The organism is Zymobacter sp. IVIA_12111.31 C1 (assembly GCF_047495495.1).
GTDB lineage: Bacteria > Pseudomonadota > Gammaproteobacteria > Pseudomonadales > Halomonadaceae > Zymobacter.
The window spans coordinates 2,167,515-2,182,264 of sequence record NZ_CP179930.1; the positions used below are offsets into that span (position 1 = coordinate 2,167,515).

13 protein-coding genes are annotated in these 14,750 nt (G+C 57.6%); 3 read left to right on the forward strand and 10 right to left on the reverse strand.

What is annotated here, in order from left to right:
* Positions 1–207: 207 nt before the first annotated feature.
* Positions 208–477 (forward strand): hypothetical protein, encoded by a 270-nt coding sequence (locus ACMHYW_RS09785; protein ID WP_414499764.1) that lies wholly within the window; start codon positions 208–210, stop codon positions 475–477.
* Between the two features lie 819 nt (positions 478–1,296).
* A complete protein-coding gene (locus ACMHYW_RS09790) occupies positions 1,297–1,620 on the forward strand; it encodes a hypothetical protein (RefSeq protein ID WP_414499765.1) in 324 nt (107 codons plus the stop codon).
* Positions 1,621–2,293: 673 nt separating this feature from the next.
* Here the strand turns inward: ACMHYW_RS09790 and tolR are convergent.
* From tolR to ACMHYW_RS09810, 4 genes are all read right to left on the reverse strand, one after another.
* Positions 2,294–2,725, reverse strand: a complete 432-nt coding sequence (gene tolR, locus ACMHYW_RS09795; protein WP_414499766.1) for a protein TolR — start codon at positions 2,723–2,725, stop codon at positions 2,294–2,296.
* 11 nt (positions 2,726–2,736) lie between these two features.
* Complete coding sequence (gene tolQ, locus ACMHYW_RS09800; RefSeq protein ID WP_414499767.1) at positions 2,737–3,441, reverse strand: protein TolQ; 705 nt, start codon at positions 3,439–3,441, stop codon at positions 2,737–2,739.
* 265 nt (positions 3,442–3,706) lie between these two features.
* The gene (locus ACMHYW_RS09805) at positions 3,707–4,639 is read right to left on the reverse strand and encodes an electron transfer flavoprotein subunit alpha/FixB family protein (RefSeq protein WP_414499768.1); all 933 of its coding nucleotides are present in this window, start codon (positions 4,637–4,639) and stop codon (positions 3,707–3,709) included.
* Positions 4,636–5,391 carry an electron transfer flavoprotein subunit beta/FixA family protein gene (locus ACMHYW_RS09810; RefSeq protein ID WP_027704672.1) on the reverse strand — a complete coding sequence of 252 codons (756 nt, stop codon included), beginning with the start codon at positions 5,389–5,391 and terminating at the stop codon, positions 4,636–4,638. Before ACMHYW_RS09810 ends, ACMHYW_RS09805 begins: the two co-directional genes overlap by 4 nt.
* A gap of 307 nt (positions 5,392–5,698) precedes the next feature.
* Here ACMHYW_RS09810 and ACMHYW_RS09815 point away from each other — a divergent pair, with 307 nt between their 5' ends.
* On the forward strand, positions 5,699–7,339 hold the full coding sequence (locus ACMHYW_RS09815) for an electron transfer flavoprotein-ubiquinone oxidoreductase (protein ID WP_414501497.1): 1,641 nt from the start codon (positions 5,699–5,701) through the stop codon (positions 7,337–7,339).
* 596 nt (positions 7,340–7,935) lie between these two features.
* Here ACMHYW_RS09815 and ACMHYW_RS09820 read toward each other — a convergent pair.
* The 6 genes from ACMHYW_RS09820 to tmk all read right to left on the reverse strand — a co-directional run bounded on the left by ACMHYW_RS09820 (position 7,936) and on the right by tmk (position 14,706).
* A complete protein-coding gene (locus tag ACMHYW_RS09820; protein WP_414499769.1) occupies positions 7,936–8,364 on the reverse strand; it encodes an NINE protein in 429 nt (142 codons plus the stop codon).
* A gap of 104 nt (positions 8,365–8,468) precedes the next feature.
* Positions 8,469–8,768 carry a TM2 domain-containing protein gene (locus ACMHYW_RS09825; RefSeq protein WP_038277756.1) on the reverse strand — a complete coding sequence of 100 codons (300 nt, stop codon included), beginning with the start codon at positions 8,766–8,768 and terminating at the stop codon, positions 8,469–8,471.
* A 918-nt stretch (positions 8,769–9,686) separates the two neighbouring features.
* Positions 9,687–11,993 carry an ATP-dependent helicase gene (locus ACMHYW_RS09830; RefSeq protein ID WP_414499770.1) on the reverse strand — a complete coding sequence of 769 codons (2,307 nt, stop codon included), beginning with the start codon at positions 11,991–11,993 and terminating at the stop codon, positions 9,687–9,689.
* A gap of 79 nt (positions 11,994–12,072) precedes the next feature.
* Positions 12,073–12,927, reverse strand: coding sequence for a TatD family hydrolase (locus ACMHYW_RS09835; protein WP_414499771.1), 855 nt, complete (start codon positions 12,925–12,927; stop codon positions 12,073–12,075).
* Positions 12,928–12,968: 41 nt separating this feature from the next.
* Complete coding sequence (locus tag ACMHYW_RS09840; protein WP_414501498.1) at positions 12,969–13,970, reverse strand: DNA polymerase III subunit delta'; 1,002 nt, start codon at positions 13,968–13,970, stop codon at positions 12,969–12,971.
* 67 nt (positions 13,971–14,037) lie between these two features.
* Complete coding sequence (gene tmk / locus ACMHYW_RS09845) at positions 14,038–14,706, reverse strand: dTMP kinase (protein ID WP_414499772.1); 669 nt, start codon at positions 14,704–14,706, stop codon at positions 14,038–14,040.
* Positions 14,707–14,750: the final 44 nt, after the last annotated feature.

Below are 14,750 nucleotides of genomic sequence, written 5' to 3' on the forward strand. Positions count from 1 at the left end.
GCAACCCACATAGTGCCGAGGCATACGAACAACAGCGCCAGACATGCCGATACATATAAATGGTGCAGGTAGCACCACAGCACTGATCGTGATGCGCGACAGCCATCACTTTCGAATTCCCTATGACGCGCGGAAACAGTCATGAAACCCTATCGCCGAGCCGCACCGCTATTGGTTACTCCGTTGCAATACTGGCAAGGAAAACTCATGACACTCTCGTATCAGGCGCTAGTGCCGACAGGGTGTCTATTGTTCATAACGGCCCCTATCAGCGTAGTGCTCACACTGCTGGCACTGTGTTGGGCGCCGCCTTACGCTGATAAGCTCATGCTGTTGGCTCGCTGGGTATGGCTGCCTACTGCCATTGGCGTGTTTCTGTCCCTTATCATGCCGCTCTTGCTGATTATCACCGATAAGCCCGCAACCATGCTGGGCGTCCTGCTCTGCCGCTGGGCATCTCGACGCTCCTCCAGATAAGCATGGTAGATTGCCCCGTCAACGCTGCCCTATTGGAGGAGGCTCCCGCCGCCACTCGACTCCCCCGGCATTGCAAATACAGGCGAGTAACGCTCGACCGCATCAGGATGGCGCGAGACAGGCACCGTCTCGCCATCAACCAGATTCGACGACGCCACCCACACCGATCAGGCCATGAGAATCACTATATCCAAAGCGTTGCGATAAGGATTACCCCGTCTTATAATCCCAACTATTCCGCTAATAATTAAGCTATTATAGAATTCATCCTATCTAGACGATATATCTATTCAAGTGATGCGGATAAGCGATAATTTTCAGCACTAAAATAAGAATATAATGTGGAGCGTCAACCGCTCAAACCCGAGTATCATTATGAAGTATTGTGTGATAGATATAGGGATACTGAGAGGAAGGCAATCATGATCGGTTACCAAAACGTCAACAACCATGCGGGATACAGCGCATTAAAGCCTTTGCTTTTCTTCTGTGATTCACTGCAGAATAGGCGTTAGCGAAACTCACATTTAAAGATCGCCATAATTCCATATAGAAACACACATCAAAATGAAGACGATATCATTCTTTGGCCTATACCCCCTTCGTCGTATTTGCAGTTTGTTTCCACCCGACCATTATGCGCATGAACCGGTTGAAACGCTCATCGTGACCTCCGGCTTACCGGCGGCATGGACAGGGGAAGCTGCCGGACCCTGGTGACTCAGAGGCGATCCCGCTGAGTCACCAACTACAGCAGCGCTCGCTTGCTTTATTACAAATAACGAATAGATAACACTTATAACGTATAAAGGGATATACATGCTTAGCTTCATTCTGACAGCGATCGTTCTTTTCATCCTCTATCTCATTTTCCGTCGCCAGAAGGCATCGGCAGGCCGTAATGCCACAAGGCAACGTTCCTCCAGAAATTCCTCTTCCTATAGTAGTAGCGGTGGAGATACAGGCTGGAGTAGTAGTGGTGGAGACGCCGGCTGGAGCAGTGATGACAGCAGTTATAGCCACCACCACAGCTACAGCGGTGGCGATAGCTATGATAGTGGCAGCTGTAGCTATGACAGTGGCAGCAGTGACTGCGGTGGCGGTGATAGCGGTGGTGGCGACAGTGGTGGTAGCTCGGACTAATCGCGTCCACGCGTAACGCAAGTGACCATTGCCCACATCAGCATTTCCATGCAGGGTCTTACTCATAACAAACGGCTTAGAGATATCTCTAGGCCGTTGTCGTGTCATGGCTTGCCATCCTGACCCGCGCTCCTTGCGACGAGCTGCCAGCAGAAAAGGTATCAGGCTGAGGCGTTGCAGGCTCTATCTGACCTACTAGCCTCTCTCTCCCTTCCCGCTTTTGCAGTTGGCCTACCACCGCGTTTACGCATGACTCACCTTGCTGTACAAGGCGACCAGCCGGACACCTTATTGGCTCGCCGTATCCACGCCATGAGGGTGAGATGCCTTACCGTCGATTAGAAGCGGGGCTCATATCCAACCCTCAAAGAGAGTTCCTGAATGATGAAGGGCGGTACATTGCCGTCAAAGCGGCAACGCGATCTATGCCGTTACGGCCTGCGCCATTGATCATCACATGCCTATTGCCATGCCGCATAATATCGCTGATCCTCGACACCCTTACGCCTCGCGATGCTTACTCTGCGCCTTCACACGACGCCATTCACCATATGCTTAAGGGATAGCCCTAAAACGACGAAGGGCTGCACGACGTTGAGTCGCACAGCCCTTTTATTTTTCACCGATGTCTTGATCACATCCCTACTGGCAATGATCACCGGTCAGGCAAGGATCAGGATTTACCGCCCGGTGCTGACAGCAATCCGACATTCGGGACACCAGCACGCTGCAGCGTGGCCATCAGCACCACGATATCACCGTAGGCCACGTGGCTATCGCCCCGCACCATAACCGGCGAACCCGGCGCCCCTTTCAGGATATCCTGCACCTGCTCGCCCAACTGCTCGAGCGTGGTCAGCTGATCGTGCCCTTTCTGCCCAACGTAGTAGCGTCCATCGCTGTCCACGGACACAACGATCGCCGGCTTGCTCTCGTCTACCGGCGTGGCACTGGCCTTAGGCAGGTCGACGTTGACCCCTTGGTTCATCATCGGTGCGGTGATCATGAAGATAACCAACAGCACCAGCATGACGTCAATGAACGGTACGACGTTGATGTCGCTTGCCAGCTTGCGACGGCTGCGGCGACTGAACGGACCTTGCATGCGACGCCTCCTCAGGCCTTGTCACGTTCGCGCTGCAGACGCTGAGCCTGCAGGTTGCGTTCGAGAATGGCATACAGCTCTTCTGCGAAATCTTCATAGCGCGTCTGCAACTGATCGACGGACGATGACAGGCGGTTGTACGCGATGACGGCCGGAATGGCGGCAAACAGCCCGGTAGCGGTCGCAATCAGTGCTTCAGCGATCCACGGAGCGACCGTCGCCAGCGTCGCCTGCTGGGCCAGCGATAGCGACTGGAACGACCCCATAATGCCCCATACCGTACCGAACAGACCGATGTATGGGCTGGCAGAGCTGATAATCGCCAGGATAGAAAGATGCTGGCCGTTGCGTGACTCTTCACGGGAAAGCGCTACACGCATGCCACGCTCAACACTGCCCATAATGCCGCCGATATCCTTCAGCCGCGTAACCTGACGGTTGAATTCGCGGAAGCCGGCATGGAACACGTGTGCGGCCCCAGTCGGACGCTCCGGTTGGGACTTGTACAGTTCATTGAGGTCGATACCCGACCAGAAGCGCTGCTCGAAGCCATCCAGTGCACGACGGGCACGCACCAGATCGACGCCGCGTCGAAAGATGATGACCCACGAGGTAATGGAAAAGAGCAGCAGGATAGCCATGACCGCTTGCACCACGCCGCTGGCGTGCGAGACAAGCGAGATGATGGACATGGAGTGCTCGACCGATTCGTTCATGGAAACTCTCGTCCTGTATCTGGAACATGCCCTGTCTGGCACAAAGTGCAGACGACACTGTGGAAGAATGCCCCTTGGCGGAGGCATAGAAGCCTAGGTTCAGCCTACACCGTCGCCAGGCGATAATGCACACGTTACTCATTGACAGTGAAGCAGGAAATCACATCAGTGAAAAGTCATCACATATGACCTTTCCTGACATGATCTCGATGCGACAGTGCGCGCTTTCCACTCGATCGGCGGGAAGCGCGCACTGACTACGACCTCACAGCTTGCGTTCGAGTTCCGGCAGTACTTCAAGCAGGTTCCCGACAAGCCCGTAATCGGCAATGCGGAAGATCGGAGCTTCAGGATCCTGGTTGATCGCCACAATCACCTTGGAGTCCTGCATGCCCGCTTGGTGCTGGATTGCACCAGAGATACCTACCGCAATATATAGCTCAGGCGCCACGATCTTGCCGGTCTGGCCGACCTGCAGGTCGTTGGGCACGAAACCAGCATCAACAGCGGCACGTGAGGCACCGATGGCCGCATCCAACTTGTCTGCCAACGCAGCCAACAGCAGGAAGTTGTCGGCACTGCCGACCCCACGACCACCGGAAACGACGATGCGCGCGTTCGACAGCGTCGGACCATCGTTTTCGTCAATGTCTTCCGATACGAACTGCACCTGACTGCTGGGTGCCGCCGTTGCGGCCACCTCGAAGCGCGCGTTCATGCGCGACAAAATCTCGACCGGCTCGAAAGCGGTCGGACGAACCGTCAACAGTTTCTTATCATCTCGGGAACGCACGGTCTCCAGCACGCTGCCCGCATAGGCGGGGCGCACGAACGTGGCGTCATCTTTGATCGCGATCACATCGGAGATCGGGGAAACGTCCAACAGCGCCGCTACCCGCGGCAGCACACTGCGACCTATGGCACTGTTCGCTACCAACAGATGGCTGTAACTGTCCATCAGCGGCAGAATAACCTGCGTGACGTCTTCGGCCAACGGATGCACCAGATGCACGGAATCGGCTGCCAGCACATGACGCACACCGTCCAGCTTGGCCGCTTCACCCAGTGCCAGATTGACGTCGAAGCCAACGATCAGCACGTCCACCTCATCGCTCAGCTGACGCGCCGCCGCCACGACGTGCGGCATTGCGCTGCTCAGAACGCCTTCACGATGTTCACCTAGAACCAGCACACTCATGACAGCACCTTCGCTTCGTTCTTCAGTCGGTCGATCAGTTCATCGACGGAGTCCACCATGACACCCGCCTGACGCTCCGGCGGCAGCTCGACGCTAAGGCGTTCGAGATGAGGCGTCAGATCAATACCCATGTCGGCCGCCTGACGCGTGTCGATCGGTTTTTTCTTCGCCTTCATGATGGCCGGCAGGCGCGCATAGCGCGGCTCGTTGAGACGCAGATCCACCGTGACGACAGCCGGCAAGCGCAGCGACAGCGTTTCTAGGCCGTCATCGATTTCACGCGTAACGACACAGTAGCCTTCATGTTCGAACGACAGTTCAGAAGCATACGTGCCCTGCGCCCAGCCCAGCAGTGCAGACAGCATCTGCCCGGTCTGGTTGTTGTCGGTGTCGATGGACTGCTTGCCCAGCAGCACAAGGCCCGGCTGCTCTTCTTCGGCGATCACTTTCAGCAGTTTGGCGACGGCCAGCGACTCAAGCGCTTCTTCCGTCTCAATATGAATGACGCGGTCGATGCCCAGCGCTAGAGCGGCGCGCAGCTGCTCTTGAGCGGCCTGCGGACCGATCGTCACGGCAACCGTCTCGGACGCGATGCCCTTTTCCTTGAGCCGAACCGCTTCTTCCACGGCAATTTCGCAGAAGGGGTTCATGGCCATTTTCACGTGAGCTTGGTCAACGGCGGTATTTTCCGCATTGACCCGCACTTTCACGTTGTGATCAATGACGCGCTTGATCGCGACGAGTACCTTCATGGCATCCTCGTGTTCATGTGTATGCAAATAGTGTCAGGGGACCCGCGTTGCATCGCTTCGGTCGGCCAGAGCGTGATGCGCCATGTCATCAGCCGTCATCATGTACGCTCGCTCGTGTACAATAAGCGTACATATTAGGTAAGACCTACCGTGTCGGCCGCTGGCGCCCCTGCCCCTCCGTCCTTCGATGCAACACGCTAGAAGGATGAAGGCAGAGAGTCTAGCATGATGCGCCCTTTTCACCCCATATCCGGTAACGGGTCAAAGCCCGTTTTCGACACAGGAGATCATCGTGGAACGCGAAGTCATGGAATTCGACGTCATCATCGTAGGTGCGGGACCTGCCGGTCTGGCCGCCGCCTGTCGCCTACGACAGCTGGCCAAGGATGCGGGCTGCGAGCTCTCGGTGGCCGTGCTCGAAAAGGGCGCTGAAATCGGTGCGCATATTCTGTCGGGGGCGCTGCTGGACACGACGGCGCTAAGCGAACTGTTTCCAGACTGGAAAGAACGCGGCGCTCCCGTGACCACTGCTGTCACCAAGGAAAAGGTCTGTCTGCTGACCAGCGCCAAGCATGCGATCACCGTGCCCTCGCCCTTCGTGCCGCCGTCTATGCACAACCACGACAGCTACGTGATCAGCGCCGGCGATCTGTGCCGCTGGCTTGGCGAACAGGCCGAAGCGCTGGGGGTCGATATCTTCCCCGGCTTTGCTGCCCAATCACTGGCACTGGATGAAGAAGGCCATGTCAAAGGCGTCGTGACCGGCGACATGGGACTGGATGCCAACGAGGTGCCCCGCGATGATTTCGAACCGGGCATACAGCTGGAAGCACCGCTGACACTGTTCGCTGAAGGCTCGCGCGGCCATTTGGGTAAGCAGCTGATCAAGCGTTTTGCTCTCGACCATCAGCGCGATGCACAGCACTATGCGATTGGCTTCAAAGAACTATGGGAAGTGCCCGCCGAGCAGCATTGCCCTGGCGAGATCACCCACGCATCAGGCTGGCCGCTCAACGGCCGTGCCAGCGGCGGCAGCTTCCTTTATCACGGTGCCAACCGTCAGGTCATGGTAGGACTGATCGTCGATCTGGACTACCGCAATCCGCACCTGTCGCCGTTCGATGAATTCCAGCGCATGAAACACCACCCGCTGTTCGCCAAGGTACTGGAAGGCGGCACTCGTCTGGCATACGGCGCCCGCAGCATCACCAAGGGCGGCCTCAATAGCCTGCCCAAGCAGACCTTTCCCGGCGGTATGCTGATCGGCTGCGATGCAGGCACGCTCGACTTCTCGCGCATTAAAGGCATTCACATGGCGATGAAATCGGGCATGTTAGCGGCAGAATCCGCCTTTGAAGCACTACACCGCGAGCAGTCGCCGGCCCGTCAGCAACCCACCACGACAGATATCGAGCAGCGCTTCAAGGCCAGCTGGGCCTATGAGGCCCTCAACAAGACGCGCAGCTTCGGCCCGGCCTTGCACCGCATGGGAACGCTGATGGGCGGCGGCTGGAACCTATTCGATCAGTGGACGCGTGGACGCATCCTGCCTACGCTGCACGATCGCGTGCCCGACTATCAGCGCCTGCGCTTTGCCCGTGATTGCACACCGTTTGCCTACCCCGCACCTGACGGCAAGCTATCATTCGACCGCACGTCATCCGTTTATCTAGCCAATACCCAGCATGACGAACGTCAGCCTTGCCATCTGAAGCTGACCGATCCGCAGGTGCCGGTTCGGGTCAATCTGCCGCTGTTCGATGAACCGGCACAGCGCTACTGCCCGGCAGGGGTCTACGAGATCATCACCACCGATGATGGCCCCGCCTTCCAGATCAATCCGGCCAACTGCATTCACTGCAAGACCTGCGATATTAAGGACCCGTCGCGCAATATTACCTGGACGGCCCCGGAAGGCGGCAGCGGGCCTAACTATCCCAATATGTAAACGTACTCAACATGTAAACACGGTATGAGAGACAGGCCACCGCCAGCCACTGGGCTGACAATTGGCTGTCACGATATCGAACGAAAGCCCGGCATCCGACCTCGCCCCCGCTGATCCGCCAGCGTCACCCGAGGCAAGAGATGCCGGGCTTTTTTAGAGTCAAACGAACACACCGATATAAAAGTGATGAGCAAGGTGCTTGCATAGATATGCTGAAGACCACTCACCACCGCAATAGAACACACGCCGCCCAAATCTGGCTGTTGGCTGTTGGCTGTTGGCTGTTGGCTGTTGGCTGTTGGCTGTTGGCTGTTGGCTGTTGGCTGTTGGCTGTTGGCTGTTGGCAGGTGGCTGTTGGCAGGTGGCTGTTGGCAGGTGGCAGGTGGCAGGTGGCAGGTGGCAGGTGGCAGGTGGCAGGTGGCAGGTGGCAGGTGGCAGGTGGCAGGTGGCAGGTGGCAGGTGGCATATTATCGGGCCTACCCACTATCCTCACCACTTCTACAAGACACGTGCCCAACGGCACTACACCGCCCGAATGCAAGAACGCCAGAGGGTTCTCCCCGCTGGCGTTCTCAATGGCGCATGATGGACGATACTCAACGCCGACGATTGTATTTTTCGTCGAAGCGCTGTGGGTCCATGCAGAGGAAATAGATCCCTTCACCCAAGGCAACGAATGACGGGATCAGCGTCCAGAAGAACAGGATGTAGAAGATCGCCATGATCGGGTTGCCCAGATAGAAGCGATGCGCACCGAAGATGCCCAGCCAGAAAGCCAGCACAGCGGCCACGATCCGGTTCTTACCCTTGCCACCCAACACGTTCTGCAACGAATCGGCACTGCGGCTAGGTGCGCCACAGTGCGGGCACGCGCGCGCCTGCTGATGAATCTGCTGACCACAACCGTAGCAGTAGATCATATTGGGGCGCAGTGCATTGGCCTTGCTTTCCGCGGGCACATTGCCCTGTTCTTCTTGCTCGGTCGGCACCAGTGTGTTTTCAGATGTATTGTCCGTATCGCTCATCGCTGCCTCACTTTCAAATCGGTTGACGCCAATGATGCCATATATACAACAACGCCGTGCATATAGGCTATGCACGGCGCAGAGAAACTTATCAGCGATAAGAATCAGCGGCGATTATACTTCGCGTTGAACTTCTGTTCGTCGCCACACAGGAATACCAGGCCTTCGATGAAAGCGACGATACCCGGAATACCCGTCCAGAAGAACAGCAGGTAAAGGATACCCAGACCGATATTACCGAGGTAGAAACGGTGAATACCGAATGCGCCGAGGAAGATCGCGAGGATACCCGCTACGACCTTACTTTTTCCCCCAGTGGTAGCACCGGTGCTCGGCGCGCCGCAAGACGGGCAAGCCTGGGCACTTTCGTGCATCTCTTTACCACAACCCTGACAATAGATCATGTTTATTTCCCTGTTGAATCAATAAGTAAGCAACAACCAGATTTTTTGACGAGAGGTGTCACTCGTCTTAGGGAGGGTATTCTGCCCTATCTGTTGTTATTCGGCAATTAACAAATAACCTTTAGTGACCACTTAATCCCTTCACACGTAAATCCAGCGATATTACTACGTTGTCTACTGCATGTTGCCTTTCCCAGTTTTACAAAAAGAAAGTCTACGACAAACAATGCGAAGTGATGAAACGTCATGCATAACGAATGACACTTGCGCCCCATCACTCACCCCATCGCACTTAAAAATAGAACGAAGTGCCTTTTTGCTATCCATGATGTGATAGCAAGACCATCGCGGTTATTAGCCATGCCCTATTTTGCAATAAAATAACAAATACTCATTGCGGCATGAACATATCGGACATATCCCAGAGCGTCATAATCTTCTTCTCACGCGGTGAAGAGCACTGCACTACATCATCGACAGGCAATGCTTCCTTGATGAGTGGCAATACCGCAGGGGCTTATCGACCATATCTATCGGTCAGCCAATAGATCGTCTCTTGTCACTCAGAGGATTATGGATGAGCGGATGCGGTAAGCGGGGACAAGCCACGAGCTACAGTGTCACTCAGCGGGAACGTAGCAGAAAAAAGGCCAACCTTACTCACCCCCCATGAATAGCGTCAGGGAAGGAAGGTGAGTTTTGCCCGTCAGCGGATGACAACGCATGTGTTCGCCGATAAATGACATACAACAGCGAGGCGGTGTGCTGAACATGGGGTGGGTACCAAGGGGAAGTAGCCATTAGTGCCAACAACAGCAGAAGTACGGATACCAGCAAGCACTACAGCCATTGGCATTATGAGGTGCAAGGCGGTCTTTTGGCAGGCACTTGCAGCATGCGGCACCTACCTCTACTGGCTCATAGACGCGAGATAGGCGCCTGCGATGCCATCAGTTTGGTAACGCCGCGCTTGTGATCAAAGCGGACCTCTATCACGCAGTGCGGGCCACTGCCGCGAACATGAACGACAACGCCTTCACCAAAACGGCCATGGCGTAGCTGATCGCCTACCTGCCACTCTGCATCAGGATCGGTAATTGGTCCTGCACTGCGTTTGATCGTCGAGCGCGCCGCACTGTCGCCATGGGCTGCTGCCGGTGCGGATGTTGGCTTAGGCTTAGGTTTCGCCTTGATGTCCAGCGTGAGCTGCTGGGCCGCTAGATAGCGCTTGACGATAGCCGGATGGCGCACTGCCACTGTCGGCATTTCGTCATCACGATGGGCCAGTGCTTCACGCACGGCCATGACGTCCTGCCATGCGCACTCTTCCAGAAAACGACTGGGGCGATGCTGGCCGCCGTCATTGATCAGCACCAGTGCTTCGCGTGCGCGCGTCACGCCCACGTAGAACAGGCGGCGCTCTTCATCGAGGCTTTCCTTAGTCAAGGGGGTGTCGCGACTGTAGAGCGGGCACTCTTCTTCGTTCAGTCCCCACAGCATTACCCGCGACCATTCCAGCCCTTTGGCACCGTGCATGGTCGAAATCAGCAATCCATCTCCCGCATCCCCCTGTGGACCTTCAGGCGTCTTCAACAGGGTAATGAAGCTGTCGATGTCATCGGCCAGCTCTCCGGCCTGTTCGATCAACACATCCATCAGGCGAATGTCTTCCTCACCCTTCTCTCGTCGCACAGCGGCACGGCGCAGCAGCTTGTCAGCCCCCAGCGTCGTAGTGACATGCTCCAGCAGATCGGCAGGTCGCGCATCGCGCCACTGAGGCAGCTTCTGGATCAGAGCCCAGCGCTGGCGCAGCGAGCGCTGCTGGAATGGTTTAAGTGCTGCCAGCACAGGAGCAGCCGCAGAAGGCCACTCTCCTGTCTGTGCCAGTTGCTGGCACAGCGTCCGTAGCACGTCACGACTGACGAATGCCGGAGGTTGAGAGAACAGTAGCTGCAGGTGATCGGCGTCACCCATCAGCAGCGGATGACGAGCCACTTCCAGATAGCCAGCCAGTGCTCGCACCAGCGGCAGCTGAAAGACAAAGCGCTCCGAGCGCCCGAGCCGAAACGGAATACCCTGACGCAAAAGGTGAAGCTGAAGGGCAACGCTCTGATGCCAACTGCGTACCAGCACTGCGATATTGCTATCGCTCACCTGTTCTCGCCAACGGGTCAGCGTTTCGAGTGCCTGCGTCATCCCGGTTGCCGTAGAAACCGTCGTATCCGGTGTACCCGGCGCAGAAAGGGTCTGGGGGCTGTTGGGATCGGCACTGCCAGCAATGGCATGGTTCGCCAGCAGCGCCAGCGCATGCCCGTGCCGGAAGGTATAGGACAGCGGGTAGTCGACGGGGGACCCGAAACGACGCTCAAAGCTCTGTTTCATGGCATCGACGCTAGCGCCGCGCCACGCATAGATGCACTGGTTGGCATCGCCAACGGCCATCACCTGGGCGCGACCCGCGGCAAGAATCGCCAACAGGCAGTTCTGCGCTTCGTTGATATCCTGATACTCATCAACGATCACATGATCAAGAAAGCCGCTGACACGCTCACGCAACGCCTTATCCTTGACCAGCACCTTAAGAGGGCGATGGATCAAGTCGGCATAGCCCATCACGCGCTGCTCGGTCATCATCGCCTGCAAACGGTAATAAGCGGAAGGGAAATGACGACAGCCTTCACCGAACTCATCGCCTTCGACCAACAGTTCGGGGGCTTCCAGACGCCCTTTCACCTGATCGCAGAATTGGCTGAACAATCCGACACGGTCTTCTTCCAGCGCGGCTTCAGCGGCATCGTCATCTTCATCCTGCATCACTTGCTGTACCGCTTGGCGGCACAGGCGCTCCCACTGCCATTCGGCCCCGAGCAGCGTCGCCGGCGACAGCACGCCCCAGCGGCTCAGCGTGTCCGTCAGGCGATGCCCCACTGAGTGGAACGTACGCACCTGGGGCAGTTTCTGCCCAGGCTGCGCCACTTCCTTGAGCTTACGGGCAAAGTCTTCGCGCGCCTGCCGATTGAACATCAGTACCATGATGCGCTCAGCCGCAACGCCCTGCGCCAGCAGGTGCATCACCCGTGCCACCATCGTCGACGTCTTGCCCGCCCCTGCAACGGCCGCTACGCGGGCGTGTCCCTGTGCATGCTGGACGACGGCATGCTGCTCGGGCGTCAGACGCGCCATCAGGGCATCAACGGGAGTGGAAGTGGATAGCGTATCGGTCATGGCCGCGTATACCTGCAAACGCTCAGAGAAGGAAAGGCAGTGCTACCGATCCGCCCGTCAGCACGGGCGGACGCAGCGTTCAGACCGCGCTGACACGGTTGAACAAGCGGTGGAAGTTGGCCGTCGTTTGCATGATGACCTCATCCACCGAAATGCCGCGCACGTCGGCAATGCATCGCGCCACTTCCAGCACATAAGCGGGCTGGTTCATCTTGCCGCGGAACGGTACCGGCGCAAGATAAGGGCTATCCGTTTCGATCAGCAGACGATCCAGCGGGATCGCTCGCGCCAGTTCGCGCACGTTCTCGGCACTGTGAAACGTCACGATGCCGGACATCGAGATCATGAAGCCCATACGTACGGCTTCTCGCGCCATCTCCAGATCACCGGTAAAACAGTGCAGCACACCGCCGACGTCCGGATCGGTATGCGCCTTAAGCAGTGACAGCGTGTCTTCGCGCGCTTCACGGGTATGGATGCACACGGGCAACCGCGCTTCTGTGGCAGCAACAAGGTGACGCCTCAGGCGTTCGCGCTGGATGTCCGGTGCGATACGGTACTCACCCTGCTCGTCGGTACAGTAATCCAGCCCAATCTCACCAATGGCCACCGGCTCATAGCGCTCAATCAGCGAGCGCAATTCATCCAGACTCGGCTCATTCTCCAGCGGCGTCAGCGGATGAACCCCGAGGGCATAAACGATTTCAGGATGGCGACGGGCCAGTGCGACAACGGCAGGCATGTCATCCAGCGTGGTCGGCAGAGTCAGCATGCGCTTCACGCCGTTATAACGCGCCGCTGCGACGATATCGTCCATTTCCTGCTCGGACAGACCGCCCTGCCGAAGGCGATCAAGGTGACAGTGAGAGTCGACGAGATACAGTTCGTCCGAAGAGAGCGGTGACGCGGGAATATCAGAAACAGTGACGGACATCAGGGTAATTCACCTTCATAAAACAGATTGAAAATGGCCGCTCAGGAGCGCAGCAGTGCTGCCCAGCGAATGAGCCATGATTCAAGCACCAGCATAGGATTGGGGTTACTACCGGCCATCAGCAGGCGCCGTTGCTCGTGGGCATAGTCCAGCAGGCGGTACCAGTCGCGCACGCGCCCGTTCTTGACGGCCTGACGGTATAGCGGCAGCACATCGACGTTCCTGACGCCGCGCTCATCACCGGACAGCCCCAGACGAATAAGGTCCTCCAGCCAGGCAATGCCGATGTCGAGCACGTCCAGCAGCGGTTGCTTATCCAACCGGGCCGCTTCTGCAGCGGGCTCGGCACCGCGTACCAGTGCGTCGAACAGTTCGATCATCTTCTGTCGCAGCTGACGCCAGTCACCACGGCCACAACGCACGGCACGCAGTGGTGCTCCGTCAGCAATGCGCCACCAGAATTGGGCCTCGTCGGCGTCATCCAGCTGAGCGGTCAACCATGCGGCGCACTCCTGATAAGGAGGATGGGCCAGTGTCCAGCGCTGACAGCGGCTGAGGATCGTTGGCAACACGCGCGAGGGAAGATCAGAGGTCAGCACGAACAGTGTACGCTCACCGGGTTCTTCCAGCGTCTTGAGCAGCGCGTTAGCCGCCCCTACCGTCATGGCGTCAGCACCGCTAAGCATGATGACACGGTAGCCGCCCTGCTGCGCCGTCTGTGCCATGAAATCGTTGACTGCACGCACGGCGTCGATGCGGATTAACTTGCCCTGCTCGGCAGGCGCGACTACCAGCAGATCCGGGTGACTGCCCGCCTTACGCATCATGCAGCTGTGGCATTGCCCGCAACTGATTTGTTCAGCAGCCAACGTATCGCGGCGCTCGCACAGCAGGTGCGCACCCATAGCGGCGGCCAATGCCTGCTTGCCCAGTCCGCTAGCACCCGCCAGCAACAGGGCATGCGGCAAGCGGCCATTGGCTAGGGCATGCTGAAAGTCATGCCAATACGACTGCTGCCACGGCAACAACGTATCCACCTTCATCATCATTTCAGCGGGCGCTCCCTGCAGAAGCGTAGCCAGTTCACTCATGCGGATCGGCTCCGGAGGCTCACAGGCCCCAGCGTAAAAGGTGTTCGTCCAGCACGGCGCCTAGCTGCTGCTGTACATCAGCCAGCGTGCCAGACGCATCGACAGTGACCATGCGTCCTTCGGACTGCGCGGCCCGCGTCAGATAGCCACTGCGCACCTTCTCGAAGAAAGCCGCAGCTTCGTTTTCGAAGCGATCAAGCGGCTTTCCCCTTGCTTCGACGCGCGTACGGGCCGCCTCGACGGGCATATCCAGCAGTAGTGTCAGGTCAGGCTGAAGCCCTCGCTGCACAAACTGCTCCAACACCGCAATGCGTTCGACATCCAGACCACGCGCCGCACCCTGATAGGCATAGGTAGCATCGGTAAAGCGGTCGCATACCACTACCGCACCACGCGCTAGTGCCGGAAGGATCGTCGCCGCCAGATGCTGAGCGCGCGCGGCGAACATCAGCAGCAGTTCGGTATCCGCTACCAAGGGATCATCGTCAGTAGGCGTCAGCAGTAACTCGCGGATGCGTTCGGCCTGCGGGCTCCCCCCCGGTTCGCGGGTCTGTACCACTTCGAGGCCTCGGGCACGCAGATGGTCGACTAGAAAGCGTACGTTAGTCGTCTTACCGACGCCTTCGCCGCCTTCCAGAGTAATGAATCGTCCCGCACCTGCGGGCCGAGACAAGGATTCAGCCGTCATCGCCGGTTCCTATTGCAGAGACCCGCTGCATCCGTCGTCGGCAG